Source organism: Streptomyces roseolilacinus (assembly GCF_014649335.1).
In the GTDB taxonomy this organism is placed as follows: domain Bacteria; phylum Actinomycetota; class Actinomycetes; order Streptomycetales; family Streptomycetaceae; genus Streptomyces; species Streptomyces roseolilacinus.
Map to the genome: position 1 here is coordinate 421,055 of NZ_BMSV01000006.1, position 14,670 is coordinate 435,724.

The following is a 14,670-nucleotide window of genomic DNA, read 5'->3' on the forward strand; positions in this document are numbered from 1 at the left end:
GTGTACCGGGTGGATCAGCGCCGCAGGGTGAGGACGCCCGGCCGGTACGGCAGCCGGTCGTAGTCACCGCCCGCGGCGGGGGACTTGCCCTGGTAGAGGAACTGCAGGTTGCAGGGGTCGATGGTCATGGTCTGGTCGGGGTTGGCGCGGACCAGGTCGCCGTGGCTGATGTCGTCGGTCCAGGTGGCGCCACTGTTGGCCTTGCCCGCGAAGGGGTTGCCCTCGGTGGCGGCCTGCGGGGTCCACGAGCCGTTCAGGCTGGAGGCCGTGAACGAGCGGAAGTAGCGCTTCTCGTTGGCGCCCCGAGCCTCGACGATCATGAGGTACTGGTTCTGGCCCTGCACCTTGTAGACCTGCGGCGCCTCGAACAGGTTCTTCACCGTGTCGCTCATCACCGTCGTGTACGACGAGCCGAAGTTGCCCGGGAAGTTCCCGATCGGCATGCTCGCCCGGTAGATCTTGCCGTTGTCACCGGCGAAGAACAGGTACATGTTCTTCTCGTCGGCGATCAGGGTCTGGTCGATCGGGCCGGTGGGGGAGTCGGTGCGGGGGATGCTGCCGGTGAACAGCGGCTGCGGGGCGGACCAGCCGTTGGGGTTGGTCGGGTCGCTCGACGTGCGGTAGCTGAAGGGCGACGCGCCCCACTGGTACGCCAGCACCCAGATCTTCTTGGGCGCGAAGTAGAACAGCGTGGGCGCCACCGCGTTCTGGTTCATCCTGGTCTGGCCGGCCGACGCCATGTCCGACCAGTTCGTGAAGGGGCTGAACGCCATCGAGCCGTACGAGGTTCCCGACGCGCTCGACGCGTAGACCAGGCGCTTGCCGTTGTGCGTCACGGTGGTGAAGTCCTTCACCGCGTCCCACCCGTTCGCCGGCTGCGCCAGCACGCCCGTCGAACTCCACTTGTACGTCGACGGCAGGGCGCACGTGCCGCCGCCCGACCCGGACGGGGCGGTCCACTTCTGGTTGCCGGCGGACGCGCAGGCGTACAGCTGGAGCCTGGTGCCGTTCGCGGTGGCCGCGCCGACGGCGTCGAGGCACAGCCCGGACTGGACGCCGGTGATCGTGCCGTCGGCGTTGACGTTCCACTGCTGGTTGGCGCCGCCGTTGCAGTCCCAGACGACCACCGGGGTGCCGTTGGCGGTGCCCTTGCCCTCGGCGTCCAGGCACTTGTCGCCGAGGACCTTCAGCTGCTTGGCGGCGGTGTGGGTCCAGCGCTGGTTGGCCTGGCCGCTGCAGTCCCACAGCTGTACCCGGGTCCCGTTGGCGGTGGCGGAGCCGGGAACGTCGACGCAGCGGCCGGAGGCCACACCCCTGACCTCCCCGGTACCGGCGGCCGGCGCGGCCGGGGCGGCCCCGGAGCCGGAGCGGAAGGCGTTCATGACGGCGGTGTACGCGGGCTTGGGCTTGCCGCCGCGGTCGAACAGCAGGGGGCTCTCGTCGCTTCGCCAGGAGTCGCTGTCGCGGACGCCCCACACCGTGATGCCGGTGCACCGGGCCACGGACAGGCAGGCGCCGACCGCGTTCGCGTAGTGGGTGGGCGACGCCTGGGCGATGTCCAGCTCGGTGATCTGGACGTCGACGCCCAGGGCGGCGAAGGAGGCCAGGGTGGTCTTGAAGCTCGCCGGCGGTCCGCCCGTCCCGAAGTGGCTCTGGAACCCGACGCAGTCGATGGGCACGCCGCGGGACTTGAAGTCCTTGACCATGCGGTAGACGCCCTGGGTCTTGGCGTCCGACCAGTTCTCGATGCTGTAGTCGTTGTAGCAGAGCTTGGCCGAGGAGTCGGCCGCACGGGCGGTGCGGAACGCCTCCTCGATGAAGCCGTCACCCAGCACCTTCTGGAAGACCGAGTCGCGGAGCCGGCCGCTGCCGCCGTCGGCGAACGCCTCGTTGACCACGTCCCAGGCGTAGATCTTGCCCTTGTACCGGGACATCAGGGTGGTGACGTGGTGGTTCATCACGCCGCGCAGCGTCTTCGCGTCGCGGATGGAGCCGACCCAGGAGGGGAGCTGCGAGTGCCAGACCGCGGTGTGGCCGCGCAGGCGCTGGCCGCGTGCCACGGCACGGTCGACGATCCGGTCCGCGGAGCCGAAGGTGAAGGTGCCGCGGGACGGCTGGATGGCGTCCCACTTCATCTCGTTCTCCGGGGTGATCATGTTGAACTCCCGGTCCGCGATCGCGGTGTACGCCGGGTCGCCGAGCCTGCCGGCGGCCACGGCCGTGCCGAAGTACCGGCCCGAGGGCGCCGCCTGGGTACCCAGGCCGGCGGCTCCGGCGGAGTTCGGGAGGAACGTCACGACCCCGGCCACCACCACCGCGGCCGACAGCCCCACGGTCAGTGTCCGGTGACGCCGGCGGAGCCGGTGCAGGCCCTTCATGATTCTCCTCGGGGGTCGCGGGCCACTCCGGGCGCCGTGATCGTGCGGGCGTCGGCCAGTGCGGCCCGGTTCGCCGCGGGGCGGGAACGGTGCGGGACACGTGGCCGTTCCTGCCTACCGCTCACCCGGGGTTCGTGGGTGTGTCGTGTCATGGAAGGGACTTTCTTCAGGGAGTACGTCGACGGGGGAAGCCGGGAGACCCGCCGCGCCGGCACGTCGTGGCGCGCGGCGGGAAGGACACCCCCATGAAGTGGAGGCTTCCGAGCGCGCGGCCGCGTAACGGAAAAGTCGCGCCGCCCGGAGGATCGCCCGGTGACACATCTCGCAGGCGGAAAGCGTTATGCCGGGGCCCCCGGTCCGGCCGTCCCCGCGGAAGGAGGGCGCGCCGCACCGGTCGTCGGCGACGGCTTCCGGGGCGGTACCGGTGGCGGCTGCGGGGATCGGCCCCCGGGCCGGTCACGACGGGGCGGCCGTCGACGAGGTGCGGGTGGGAGCCGGATCGGGCGCGGCACCCGGCCCACCGCCGGGCCGGGGAGGGCGTGGTGCGGGACCGTGCCGCGGGATCATCACCCGCCGCCGGGCGACCCGGCCCGGCACGTTCGGGGAAGGGCCCTCAGGCCCGGGCCTCGCGCGTGATGAAGGAGGCCTGACCGGCGAAGGCCCGAGTCCCGTCGGAGCCGTCGAGCCAGATGCCGCCGTCGCGGTGGCGGAGGACCGATCCGGGGTAGTTGTGCGCGTGCAGGGTCACCGACCCGGCGACCGCCCCGGGGCGCGGGCAGAAGGTGGCGTCCTCACGGAACAGTTCGCTGCCGTCGTCGGCGCTCAGCCGCAGCCGCAGGTAGTGGTGGCGCAGGTACCGGCCGTCCGCGGCGCGGAAGGTGACGCACCGTGTGTCGGCCAGCCCCCCGACGACCGTGAAGGTGACCCGTTGCCGTGCCTGCGCGCCACCGGACGCGGGGACGCTGCCGAGCGTCGCGAAGTCACCGTCGTACGTGACGTACAGGCCGGGCCGGTCCACGGACTCCAGCGACCGTGCGCCCAGCGGAACGGTGCCCGCGACGGCGGACGGACCCACCGGGGACGGTTCGGCCGGCGCGGGGGTGCGCGACGGGCTCGGCGCGGGGGTGCCGGCCGTGGGAGCGGCGGCCGCCGGGGCGCCGGTCGTGGGGGCGCCGACCGTGGGGGCGCCGGCCGTGGGAGCGGCGGTGACGCCGGGCACCCGGGGCGCCGGTTCGGGCCAGACCGCGTAGGTGACGGTCCCGGCTATGAGCACCGCGCCGGTGGCGAGGCCCACCATCGGATGCGCGGTCACCGCGTGCAGCTTGCCGATCAGCGAGCCGTGCAGGCCGCCTCCCCCCGCCGCCGCGCCGACGGTGGCGTGCGCCGTGGCCAGCCCGGCGGCGCTCGCGGCCGTACCCGACAGCAGGCCCTTGGCGATCAGCGCGGTGACGAGCGCGGCCGGGACGGCCAGCGGCGCGAGGTCGAGGAGCAGCAGTTCGGCCGGAACCCGTTCCGTCGTCACCGCGCAGACCGGGCAGTCGCGGACATGCCGCGCGATCCGCTTGCGCCACACGGACGTACGGAGACCGTCCCAGCCGGCGACGGTCTCCTCCAACTGCGGACAGCGCGGGTGCGCCTCCAGCGCGGCGACGATCGTCCGGCTCAGTTCCAACTGCTCGCGCATGCGCTGCAGGCGCACCCCGGCGTGGGCGGCACTGAGCCCCGTCGCGGCGGCGATGTCATGACGGCTCAGCAGGCCGGCGCGTTCCTGCCACCACAGCGACAGCAGCACCCGGTGCTCCGGGTCGAGCCACCGGCCGGCCTCGACCACCTGGCGGCGCTCGTCCGACATGTGCAGGCGCAGGACCGTCACGTCCTCGGTCGCGGCGCCGGCGTCCGGTGTCCCGAGCGCCTCGTCGATGACCGTGGTCCGGTCGGCGAGGGTGCGCTGCCGGTGCCAGTGGGTGTTGATCTGGCGGAGCGTGATCGACACCAGCCAGGAGCGGAAGCTTTCCGGGGCACGGAGGGCGGGCAGGTCGCGCACCGCGCGCAGCAGGGTCTCCTGGACGACGTCGTCGACGTCGGCGTGTCCGTTCAGCGCCCGCCCGACGATGTTGTAGAGCAGCGGCAGGTACGCGGCGATCAGCTTCTCGCGCGCCCGGTCGTCACCGGTCTGCGCCGCGACCACCAGCCTCGTGTGGTCCGCGTCCATGAGCCCCATTCCCACCTTCCTCAGGGAAGCGATCCGCCGAGTACGGCGCCACACCCTAGCGTCGGCGAAGACGTCCGGCCAAAGCCCGCGGCCTGGGCCGACGGACCGGCCCGTCCACGGCGGACGATCCCGGAGGGAACGGCTCCGGCCCGGGAGCCGGCGCCGCGCGAAGGCCGCGGCCGGCTCCCCCGGTACCGGGGCGGGAGCCCGGCCCGGTACCGGGGCGGCGCCCAAGGACACGACGGTCCGTGCGGCCGGCCCTCCGGGAGGACGGCGCCGAGCACCGGAGGGGGGCGCCGCGGGTCGCGGCCGGCTCGTACGGGCCGCGCGGTGGGGTCAGTCGACGGAGGTCACGCGTCCCCAGCCCGCGGAGAGTCCGCCCTCGGCGAGGCCGGTGAAGTTGCCGTTGGTTTCCAGTCGGCCGGTGGCGATGTGGCCGTTGTCGGCTCGGTAGAAGAGCAGCTCTCGGTTCACGGAGACGACGTGGGTCCAGCCGGGCGAGACGACGCCGGTGGCGAGGCCGGTGAAGTTGCCGTTGGTTTCCAGTCGGCCGGTGGCGATGTGGCCGTTGTCGGCTCGGTAGAAGAGCAGCTCTCGGTTCACGGAGACGACGTGGGTCCAGCCGGGCGAGACGACGCCGGTGGCGAGGCCGGTGAAGTTGCCGTCGGATTCCAGCCGACCAGTGGCGATGTGACCGTTGTCCGGCCGGTAGAAGAGCAGTTCGTTTGCCAAGGGGACTCCTTGAGTCGCGGTCGAGGCGGCCTGCGGACCAGAAGTTTCACCGGAACCCCGGAGCACCATGCGAGACGTGCTCCGACCCAGGACGTCCAGATCCGGCCACCGAAGCCGACGCTAACTATGTGTCGCCACAACCGCACCCTCGGTGATTGCTTCGAGTGATCACCCTGCCGGCCAGGCTCGCGCCCCAGCGTCCGTACCGACCGGATGTTCTCCGGCGCCACCCGACCGAACCCTCGACGGCGCCCGCACCTCTTGCTCTCCCCCCTACGTACTCGCCCCCGTTCGGGCGCCACGTTCAAGGGCCCGATGGTCCGAGCGGGACGGTCGTCGGGAAAAGCCGCGCTGACCCGCCAGCACTCGGACCTGGCCCGGCAGCAGAAGGCCGCGGACGAGCTCGACCAACTGGTGCGGGCCGCCCACCGGGAGGGCGCCGACCCGTCATCCGGTGCGGATCTGGCGCGCGACGCCTGGCGTGGTCCGGACAACAGACAAGGCCCTGGTCGCTGACCAGGGCCTTCGCTATGGAGCGGGTGACGGGAATCGAACCCGCGCTCTGAGCTTGGGAAGCTCATGTTCTACCATTAAACTACACCCGCACAGCGGCCGGAGCTCCGTCCGCATCGTCGCTCACTGTACCCCATCCGCAGCCCCCGGTGCGTCGCGCCGCGGGGTTTTCGTGTGTCGGGCGGGATGATCCGGCGGTTTCGGGTGGGGAGTTGGGGCGTAGGGTGGGGGTCGGAGTGCCGCCTGGAGTGGTGTCCCGTTGATCCCCTAATGTGGCTGCCTCGTCCACCACTTGCTGGGAAAGGGCTTGATGCACTCCATGGAGCGAACCGTCGTCCGGTGTGCCGAGGGGCACGTGTTCAGTACCGCGACGTTCCCGATGCAGAACCTCGGTGCGGGGCGGATCGGGCCCGGGCGGCTCATCCGCTGTCCCCGGTGCGCGCGGCTGCGGCACGCCGTGCCCGTGACCGCGGGGGCGGCCGAGCGGGGCTAGGGAGTGTCTTCAAAGTAGCGTCGTTCGCCCGTAGGGCGGGCCGGGCGGCGTCTGGTGCGTGCGATCGCAAGGCGGAGGAGGGAGCCACTGCGGAGCATGGGCGACCGACGACAACGCGGCTGGGGGTCCCCCCTGCTCGAGCGCAGCCGAGAGCTCGGGGGAGGGCGTGCCAGACGCCGGCAGGCAGACGGGACTTTGAAGACACGGCCTAGCGGTCCGTACGGCCGCCGTCGTCCCTGGTGGGGAGCGCGCGGGCGTCCGTCCGATTGGGGCGGGCCCGCGCGCTCTGCGTATCCTCGGGACGTGCTTCTCTCAGACAAGGACATCCGGGCCGAGATCGAATCCGGACGGGTGCGGATCGACCCGTACGACGAATCCATGGTGCAGCCCTCGAGCATCGACGTGCGGCTCGACCGCTACTTCCGGGTGTTCGAGAACCACCGCTACCCCCACATCGACCCCGCCGTCGAGCAGGCCGATCTCACCCGGCTGGTGGAGCCGGACGGGGACGAGGCGTTCATCCTCCACCCGGGCGAGTTCGTGCTCGCCTCGACGTACGAGGTCATCTCCCTGTCGGACGACCTCGCCTCCCGGCTGGAGGGCAAGAGCTCGCTCGGGCGGCTCGGCCTCGTCACGCATTCGACCGCGGGTTTCATCGACCCCGGGTTCTCCGGACATGTGACCCTGGAACTGTCGAACCTCGCGACCCTGCCGATCAAGCTGTGGCCGGGGATGAAGATCGGCCAGCTGTGCATGTTCCGGCTCAGCTCGCCGGCCGAGTTCCCGTACGGCAGCGACCGGTACGGGTCCCGGTACCAGGGGCAGCGCGGGCCCACGGCCTCGCGGTCCTTCCAGAACTTCCATCGGACGCAGGTGTGAGCATGAGTGGTGTACGGGAGAACCTCACGTACGAAGGGTTCGGCCGCGCGGTGCGCGAGCTCGCCCAGACCGTCGCGGACGACGGTTACGAGCCGGACGTGGTGCTGTCCATCGCCCGCGGCGGTGTCTTCGTGGCCGGCGGGCTCGCCTACGCGCTCGACTGCAAGAACATCCACCTCGTGAACGTGGAGTTCTACACGGGCGTCGGCACCACCCTGGAGATGCCGGTGATGCTCGCGCCCGTCCCGAACGCGATCGACTTCAGCAACAAGAAGGTCCTGATCGCCGACGACGTCGCCGACACCGGCAAGACCCTGAAGCTCGTCCACGACTTCTGCCTCGACCACGTCGCCGAGGTCCGGTCGGCCGTCATCTACGAGAAGTCCCACTCCCTGGTGAAGTGCGAGTACGTCTGGAAGCGCACCGACGACTGGATCAACTTCCCCTGGAGCGTCGAGAAGCCCGTCGTGCGGCGTACCGGGCAGGTGCTCGACGCCTGAGGGCGCAGGGGGGGGGCACACGGCAGGGGCCCGCGGACGCGAGAGCGCCGCGGGCCCCTGCCGTGTGCCCGGGGTGTTCCTACAACGTGCCCAGCTTGATCAGCGACAGCAGCGCCACCAGCTGGATCGCCGACGCCCCCAGGGCCTTCGGCCAGGGCAGGTCGTGGGACTTGCTCACCATGGACGTGAACAGCGCGCCCGCCGCCAGCCACGACAGCCAGCCGATCACCTGCACCAGGGCGTTCTCGCCGCCCAGGAACATCGCGAACAGCAGGCGCGGCGCGTCCGTCATCGACATGATCAGCATCGACAGGCCCACGGTCGGCTGCCACGCCCCGTTGCCGCCCAGCTGGCGGGCCAGGGTGTGGGTCACCGCGCCCAGGATCACGCCGCCCACGACGAACATGACGCCCGTGAGCAGGACGGACGGCACCGCCGTCGACAGGGTCGCGTTGATCGCCTCGTCGCGGGCCTTGTCGAAGCCGAACAGCGCGAGCAGGCCGTACACGAAGGTGACCGTCAGCGCCGGCAGCCAGACCGCGTGGTCGCGCATCTGCCAGAACGTCGGGCCGGGGCGCAGCACGATGCCGGCCAGGAGCTGCTGCCAGGGCAGGCGCGGGCCGGAGGGGGCGGGGGCGCCCGCCTGGTAGGTGTCCGGCGGGCCGTACGGGTCCTCGTTGACGCTGAACACCTGGGTGTGGCCCGGGTTGTTCGCGGTGTGCGCCTGGGGCGGGTACGGCTGCCGGGGGTGGTGCGGGTGCGGCGCGGCCTGCTGCTGGTAGGGGTCGCCGAAGTACTCCGGTTCGCCGTGCGTGCGTCCGTCCCGCGACCACTGCTGCGGCGACCCGTACGACGGCGGCGCGGGCGCGCCGGCGTTGCCGTACGGCCCCTGCCGCGGGTGCGGGGGCTGCTGCCCTTGTTGGTGCGGGGTGCGGTTGTCCCGGCCGCGTCCGATCCTGAATCCAGCCACGTCTATGAACGTACCCGGTTCCGCCCGCACCGGCGTACCCGGCCGTTCGCCGGGCCCTCTTTGCTGCTGAGCTGTGACATCCCCTAGGGGCCGGCGTCCCCCGAAGGGCCGACACGCCAGGGGGCCGCCCCCGAGGGGCGCGGAAAACCGGAACGGCCGGGTCCACCCCCCCCTGGGGGCGGACCCGGCCGTCCTGTCACGGGCCGGTACCGGTGGCCGGTCCTACTGCGCGGGCTCCGGCTCCGGCGCCGCGTCGGCCTCGGGGGCCTCGGGCTCCGGGGTCTTCACCGACTCCAGGAGGAGCTGCGCCACGTCCACGACCTGGAGCGTCTCCTTGGCCTGGCCCTCGTTCTTCTTGCCGTTCACCGAGTCCGTCAGCATGACCAGGCAGAAGGGGCACGCCGTGGACACGATGTCCGGGTTGAGCGACAGGGCCTCGTCGACGCGCTCGGTGTTGATGCGCTTGCCGATGCGCTCCTCCATCCACATCCGCGCGCCGCCGGCGCCGCAGCAGAAGCCGCGCTCCTTGTGGCGGTGCATCTCCTGCTGGCGCAGGCCGGGGACGGCGGACATGATCTCGCGCGGCGGCGTGTAGACCTTGTTGTGCCGGCCCAGGTAGCACGGGTCGTGGTAGGTGATCAGGCCGTCGACCGGGGTCACCGGGGTGAGCCTGCCCTCGTCGATGAGGTGCTGGAGCAGCTGCGTGTGGTGGATGACCTCGAACTCGCCGCCCAGCTGCGGGTACTCGTTCGCGATCGTGTTGAAGCAGTGTGGGCAGGTCGCGACGATCTTCTTGGAGGCCTTGGGCTTCTTCGTCGACTCGTCCTCGTCGTCCTCGCCGAACGCCATGTTCAGCATCGCGACGTTCTCCTGGCCGAGCTGCTGGAACAGCGGCTCGTTGCCCAGGCGGCGGGCGGAGTCACCGGTGCACTTCTCGTCGCCGCCCATGATCGCGAACTTGACGCCCGCCATGTGCAGCAGCTCCGCGAAGGCCTTGGTGGTCTTCTTGGCGCGGTCCTCCAGGGCGCCGGCGCAGCCGACCCAGTACAGGTAGTCGATCTCCGACAGGTCCTCGACGTCCTTGCCGACGATCGGGACCTCGAAGTCGACCTCCTTGGTCCACTCGACGCGCTGCTTCTTGGCCAGGCCCCAGGGGTTGCCCTTCTTCTCCAGGTTCTTGAGCATCGTGCCCGCCTCGGACGGGAACGCGGACTCGATCATCACCTGGTAGCGGCGCATGTCGACGATGTGGTCGACGTGCTCGATGTCGACGGGGCACTGCTCGACGCAGGCGCCGCAGGTGGTGCAGGACCACAGGACGTCCGGGTCGATGACGCCGTTCTCCTCGGCGGTGCCGACCAGCGGGCGCTCGGCCTCGGCGAGGGCGGACGCCGGGACGCCGGCGAGCTGCTCCGCGGACGCCTTCTCCTCGCCCTCCGCCGTCTTGCCGCCGCCGGCGAGCAGGTAGGGCGCCTTGGCGTGCGCGTGGTCGCGCAGCGACATGATCAGGAGCTTCGGGGAGAGCGGCTTGCCCGTGTTCCAGGCGGGGCACTGCGACTGGCAGCGGCCGCACTCGGTGCACGTGGAGAAGTCGAGGATGCCCTTCCAGGAGAAGTGCTCCACCTGGGAGACGCCGAAGACGGTCTCCTCCGCGCCCTCCTCGTCGTCGAAGACGGTCTCGAAGTCGATCACCTTGCCGCCGGACGTCATCGGCAGCAGGGCGCCCAGCGCGGTCTCGCCGGTGGCGTTGCGCTTGAACCAGATGTTCGGGAAGCCGAGGAAGCGGTGCCAGGCGACGCCCATGTTGGTGTTGAGCGAGACCGTGATCATCCAGATCAGGGAGACGCTGATCTTCACCATGGCGGCGAGGTAGACGAGGTTCTGCAGGGTGCCGGTGTCCAGGCCGTCGAAGGCGAGGACCAGCGGGTACGACACGAAGTAGGCCGGGTCGTAGGAGTCGACGTGGTGCAGCGCGCCCTCGAGGCCGCGCAGGACCAGGATGACCAGGCCGATGGTCAGGATGATGTACTCGACGAAGTACGCCTGCCAGGCCTTGGAGCCGGTGAAGCGCGACTTGCGGCCGGCGCGGGACGGCAGGCTCAGCAGCCGGATCACGATCAGCACGGCGATGCCGAGGACCGTCAGCAGGCCGATCAGCTCGGTGTACATCTCGAACGGCAGGAAGCCGCCGATGACCGGCAGGGTCCAGTCGGCGCGGAAGAGCTGTCCGTACGCCTGCGCCAGCGTGGGCGGCAGGGTGAGGAAGCCGACCGCGACGAACCAGTGCGCGAAGCCGACGATCCCCCAGCGGTTCATCCGGGTGTGACCGAGGAACTCCCGGACCACGGTGACCGTGCGGGCCTTCCAGTCGTCGGTGCGGCTGCCGGCCGGCACGGGCTGGCCGAGCTTCACGAACCGGTAGATGTGCGCGATCGCTCGGGCAAAGAGCGCAACGCCGACCACGGTCAGGGTCAGCGACACAATGATCGCGGCGAGTTGCATGGGGGCTCCTCGGGCCTGCGAGGTGGGGGATCCAGCACTACTAAGCGGTAACTTATTGGGTTCGGTGCTGAGCGTACCCAGTTATTCCGCCGCACTGTAGCCGCGCACGCGGTGATCTGCGTCGCTCAGGTGAGCCTGACCGCCGCTCATCGCCCCCGTCGCCGCGGGGTGCCGATCAGGGCCCGGGGCGTGCGGAGGAGCAGAGCCGCGTCCAGTCCCATCCCATGGTGCTCCACGTAGTGCTGGTCCAGCAGCAGGGGTTCGTCCCACGGGAGCGCGGAGCCCCGCCTCACCTGCGCCAGTCCCGTCAGCCCCGGCTTGACGAGGTGCCGCCACGCCGCGTCCGCGCCGGGGGCCCCCGGCGGCAGCGGCGCGGGCCCCACGAGTGACATCTCCCCCCGTACGACGTGGGGCAGCCGCGACAGCGCGTCGAGGCGCAGCCGGCGGACCGGCAGGGTGCGCAGCGTGAACGTCCGGCCGTGCAGGCCGGTCGCCGCCTCCCGCACGAGGAGGCTGCCGGGCGGGCGGCGCAGGGCGCGCGCGGCCGCGGCGGCGAGGAGCGCGGGGGCGGCGAGGGCGAGGAGGACGGAGCCGAGGGCCAGATCCAGGATGCGCTTGGGGTGCATGGCGCGTCACCTGACCGTTCTGGGACGTCATGGCGGGGCGGGCGTCGTGGCGCCGGTCCGGGAAATCCGGAATGCGAGGAAAAGGAGGGTAAGGCGCCGTAGGTGGGGAAGGGGCGGATGGTGCAGATTGTCCAGTGTGCAGAAGGATAGGCGCGGCGACCGGCCGCGGAGGGGTGGGCGCACCGCGTGTTGCGCATAAGGGCCGGATAAAAGCTGAGTCGGGCTGACTCAGGTCTGTTGACCGCACGGGATGAGTGGTGCATCCTTGAGTCTGTTCCGCTCAAGTCAGCTGGAGGAATCGAAATGGCACGTGCGGTCGGCATCGACCTGGGCACGACTAACTCCGTCGTCAGCGTTCTGGAAGGCGGCGAGCCCACCGTCATCACCAACGCCGAGGGCGCCAGGACCACGCCGTCCGTCGTCGCCTTCGCCAAGAACGGCGAGGTCCTCGTGGGTGAGGTCGCCAAGCGGCAGGCCGTCACCAACGTCGACCGGACCATCCGCTCGGTCAAGCGCCACATGGGCACGGACTGGAAGATCGAGCTGGACGGGAAGAACTTCAACCCGCAGCAGATCTCCGCGTTCATCCTGCAGAAGCTGAAGCGGGACGCCGAGGCGTACCTGGGCGAGAAGGTCACGGACGCGGTCATCACCGTCCCGGCGTACTTCAACGACTCCGAGCGCCAGGCCACCAAGGAGGCCGGCGAGATCGCGGGCCTGAACGTCCTGCGCATCGTCAACGAGCCGACCGCCGCCGCCCTGGCGTACGGGCTCGACAAGGACGACCAGACGATCCTCGTCTTCGACCTCGGTGGCGGCACCTTCGACGTCTCGCTGCTGGAGATCGGCGACGGCGTCGTCGAGGTGAAGGCCACCAACGGCGACAACCACCTCGGTGGTGACGACTGGGACCAGCGCGTCGTCGACTACCTGGTCAAGCAGTTCCAGAGCGGCCACGGCGTGGACCTCGCCAAGGACAAGATGGCGCTCCAGCGCCTCCGCGAGGCCGCCGAGAAGGCGAAGATCGAGCTGTCCTCGTCCACCGAGACGTCGATCAACCTCCCCTACATCACGGCGTCCGCCGAGGGCCCGCTGCACCTGGACGAGAAGCTCACGCGCGCCCAGTTCCAGCAGCTGACGGCCGACCTGCTCGAGCGCTGCAAGATCCCGTTCCACAACGTGATCAAGGACGCGGGCATCCAGCTCTCCGAGATCGACCACGTCGTCCTCGTCGGTGGCTCGACCCGCATGCCGGCCGTCGCCGAGCTCGTCAAGGAGCTGACCGGCGGCAAGGAGGCCAACAAGGGCGTGAACCCGGACGAGGTCGTCGCGATCGGCGCCTCGCTCCAGGCCGGTGTCCTCAAGGGCGAGGTCAAGGACGTCCTGCTCCTCGACGTCACCCCGCTGTCCCTCGGCATCGAGACCAAGGGCGGCATCATGACCAAGCTCATCGAGCGCAACACCACGATCCCGACGAAGCGCTCCGAGATCTTCACGACGGCGGAGGACAACCAGCCGTCGGTGCAGATCCAGGTCTACCAGGGCGAGCGCGAGATCGCGGCGTACAACAAGAAGCTCGGCATGTTCGAGCTGACCGGCCTCCCGCCGGCCCCGCGCGGCGTCCCGCAGATCGAGGTCTCCTTCGACATCGACGCCAACGGCATCATGCACGTCACGGCCAAGGACCTCGGGACGGGCAAGGAGCAGAAGATGACCGTCACCGGCGGCTCCTCGCTCCCGAAGGACGAGGTCGACCGGATGCGTGAGGAGGCCGAGCGGTACGCGGAGGAGGACCACAAGCGCCGCGAGGCCGCCGAGACCCGCAACCAGGGCGAGCAGCTCGTCTACCAGACCGAGAAGTTCCTCACCGACAACGCCGACAAGGTGCCGGGCGAGGTCAAGACCGAGGTCGAGACGGCGGTGAACGAGCTCAAGGAGAAGCTGAAGGGCGAGGACACCGCGGAGATCCGCACCGCCACCGAGAAGGTCGCGGCGGTCTCCCAGAAGCTCGGCCAGGCCCTGTACGCCGACGCGCAGGCCGGCCAGGCGGCGGGCGGTGCCCAGGCGGGTGCCGAGGGCGCCAAGGCCGACGACGACGTGATCGACGCCGAGATCGTCGACGACGAGAAGCCGAAGGGTGGGGCCGCATGACGGAGGAGACCCCGGGCTTCGAGGAGAAGCCCGACGTCCCCTCCGGCGCCACTTCCGACGACGCCGCCGAGGCCGCCGAGAGCCCTTCCGTCGAGGAGGGTGCGGCGGCCCCGGCCGGGGACGCGAACCAGACGGGCCAGTCGATCGGCCTGACCGCCCAGCTGGACCAGACCCGCACCGCGCTCGCCGAGCGCACCGCGGACCTCCAGCGGCTCCAGGCCGAGTACCAGAACTACCGCCGGCGGGTGGAGCGGGACCGCATCGCGGTCAAGGAGGTCGCCATCGCGAACCTCCTGTCCGAACTGCTGCCGGTGCTCGACGACATCGGCCGGGCGCGGGAGCACGGCGAGCTGGTCGGCGGCTTCAAGTCGGTCGCCGAGTCGCTGGAGACCACCGTCGCCAAGATGGGCCTCCAGCAGTTCGGCAAGGAGGGCGAGCCCTTCGACCCGACCGTGCACGAGGCGCTGATGCACTCGTACGCGCCGGACGTCACCGAGACGACCTGCGTGGCGATCCTCCAGCCGGGGTACCGGATCGGCGAGCGGACCATCCGTCCCGCGCGTGTCGCCGTCGCCGAGCCCCAGCCGGGCGCCGCGCCGGCCGCGAAGGAAGAGAAGTCGGCCGACGAGGAGAACGGTGGCCCCGAGGAGGGCTGACAGCCGCGGGGCCGGCGGTCACGGGACCGCCGGCCCCCGGGCCGGCGCGGTGACCGTC

The 14,670-nt window shown here is 70.9% G+C and carries 12 protein-coding genes and 1 tRNA gene; 6 read left to right on the forward strand and 7 right to left on the reverse strand.

Translation table 11 applies throughout. From position 1 onward, the window contains the following. Window positions 1–14 precede the first annotated feature (14 nt). The 3 genes from IE106_RS17245 to IE106_RS17255 all read right to left on the reverse strand — a co-directional run bounded on the left by IE106_RS17245 (window position 15) and on the right by IE106_RS17255 (window position 5,322). Complete coding sequence (locus IE106_RS17245) at window positions 15–2,378, reverse strand: non-reducing end alpha-L-arabinofuranosidase family hydrolase (protein WP_189534869.1); 2,364 nt, start codon at window positions 2,376–2,378, stop codon at window positions 15–17. Between the two features lie 613 nt (window positions 2,379–2,991). Then, entirely contained in the window at window positions 2,992–4,599 is a 1,608-nt protein-coding gene (locus IE106_RS17250; RefSeq protein WP_229840513.1) for a sigma-70 family RNA polymerase sigma factor, read from the reverse strand. Window positions 4,600–4,926: 327 nt separating this feature from the next. Continuing rightward, entirely contained in the window at window positions 4,927–5,322 is a 396-nt protein-coding gene (locus IE106_RS17255) for a hypothetical protein (protein ID WP_189534872.1), read from the reverse strand. A 315-nt stretch (window positions 5,323–5,637) separates the two neighbouring features. Between IE106_RS17255 and IE106_RS17260 the strand changes: the two genes are divergently transcribed. Next, window positions 5,638–5,838, forward strand: a complete 201-nt coding sequence (locus IE106_RS17260) for a hypothetical protein (protein WP_189534874.1) — start codon at window positions 5,638–5,640, stop codon at window positions 5,836–5,838. Between the two features lie 15 nt (window positions 5,839–5,853). On the opposite strand, the gene IE106_RS17265 is transcribed toward IE106_RS17260, so the two are convergent. Further along, a tRNA-Gly gene (locus tag IE106_RS17265) sits at window positions 5,854–5,927 on the reverse strand. Between the two features lie 218 nt (window positions 5,928–6,145). Between IE106_RS17265 and IE106_RS30415 the strand changes: the two genes are divergently transcribed. The 3 genes from IE106_RS30415 (at window position 6,146) to IE106_RS17275 (ending at window position 7,707) form a co-directional block, all read left to right on the forward strand. Beyond that, on the forward strand, window positions 6,146–6,328 hold the full coding sequence (locus tag IE106_RS30415) for a hypothetical protein (protein ID WP_229840516.1): 183 nt from the start codon (window positions 6,146–6,148) through the stop codon (window positions 6,326–6,328). A gap of 303 nt (window positions 6,329–6,631) precedes the next feature. After that, entirely contained in the window at window positions 6,632–7,207 is a 576-nt protein-coding gene (dcd, locus tag IE106_RS17270; RefSeq protein ID WP_189534876.1) for a dCTP deaminase, read from the forward strand. Between the two features lie 2 nt (window positions 7,208–7,209). After that, entirely contained in the window at window positions 7,210–7,707 is a 498-nt protein-coding gene (locus IE106_RS17275) for a phosphoribosyltransferase (protein WP_189534878.1), read from the forward strand. A gap of 79 nt (window positions 7,708–7,786) precedes the next feature. Here IE106_RS17275 and IE106_RS17280 read toward each other — a convergent pair whose 3' ends face one another. The 3 genes from IE106_RS17280 to IE106_RS17290 all read right to left on the reverse strand — a co-directional run bounded on the left by IE106_RS17280 (window position 7,787) and on the right by IE106_RS17290 (window position 11,805). Then, complete coding sequence (locus IE106_RS17280) at window positions 7,787–8,677, reverse strand: Yip1 family protein (protein WP_189534880.1); 891 nt, start codon at window positions 8,675–8,677, stop codon at window positions 7,787–7,789. Between the two features lie 222 nt (window positions 8,678–8,899). Beyond that, entirely contained in the window at window positions 8,900–11,179 is a 2,280-nt protein-coding gene (locus IE106_RS17285) for a (Fe-S)-binding protein (RefSeq protein WP_189534882.1), read from the reverse strand. A 146-nt stretch (window positions 11,180–11,325) separates the two neighbouring features. Continuing rightward, on the reverse strand, window positions 11,326–11,805 hold the full coding sequence (locus tag IE106_RS17290; RefSeq protein WP_229840518.1) for a sugar transferase: 480 nt from the start codon (window positions 11,803–11,805) through the stop codon (window positions 11,326–11,328). A 303-nt stretch (window positions 11,806–12,108) separates the two neighbouring features. Between IE106_RS17290 and dnaK the strand changes: the two genes are divergently transcribed. Next, a complete protein-coding gene (dnaK, locus tag IE106_RS17295) occupies window positions 12,109–13,956 on the forward strand; it encodes a molecular chaperone DnaK (RefSeq protein WP_189534884.1) in 1,848 nt (615 codons plus the stop codon). Next, window positions 13,953–14,612, forward strand: coding sequence for a nucleotide exchange factor GrpE (gene grpE / locus IE106_RS17300; RefSeq protein WP_189534886.1), 660 nt, complete (start codon window positions 13,953–13,955; stop codon window positions 14,610–14,612). The genes dnaK and grpE overlap by 4 nt, the downstream gene beginning before the upstream one ends. Window positions 14,613–14,670 lie beyond the last annotated feature (58 nt).

Excerpts from the sequence above, each read along its gene's own strand:
- IE106_RS17245 (WP_189534869.1), bottom strand. The coding sequence starts at position 2,378 with ATGAAGGGCCTGCACCGGCTCCGCCGGCGTCACCGGACACTGACCGTG.
- IE106_RS17250 (WP_229840513.1), bottom strand. The coding sequence starts at position 4,599 with ATGGGGCTCATGGACGCGGACCACACGAGGCTGGTGGTCGCGGCGCAG.
- IE106_RS17260 (WP_189534874.1), top strand. The coding sequence starts at position 5,638 with ATGGTCCGAGCGGGACGGTCGTCGGGAAAAGCCGCGCTGACCCGCCAG.
- IE106_RS30415 (WP_229840516.1), top strand. The coding sequence starts at position 6,146 with ATGCACTCCATGGAGCGAACCGTCGTCCGGTGTGCCGAGGGGCACGTG.
- IE106_RS17275 (WP_189534878.1), top strand. The coding sequence starts at position 7,210 with ATGAGTGGTGTACGGGAGAACCTCACGTACGAAGGGTTCGGCCGCGCG.
- IE106_RS17285 (WP_189534882.1), bottom strand. The coding sequence starts at position 11,179 with ATGCAACTCGCCGCGATCATTGTGTCGCTGACCCTGACCGTGGTCGGC.
- IE106_RS17290 (WP_229840518.1), bottom strand. The coding sequence starts at position 11,805 with ATGCACCCCAAGCGCATCCTGGATCTGGCCCTCGGCTCCGTCCTCCTC.
- dnaK (WP_189534884.1), top strand. The coding sequence starts at position 12,109 with ATGGCACGTGCGGTCGGCATCGACCTGGGCACGACTAACTCCGTCGTC.
- grpE (WP_189534886.1), top strand. The coding sequence starts at position 13,953 with ATGACGGAGGAGACCCCGGGCTTCGAGGAGAAGCCCGACGTCCCCTCC.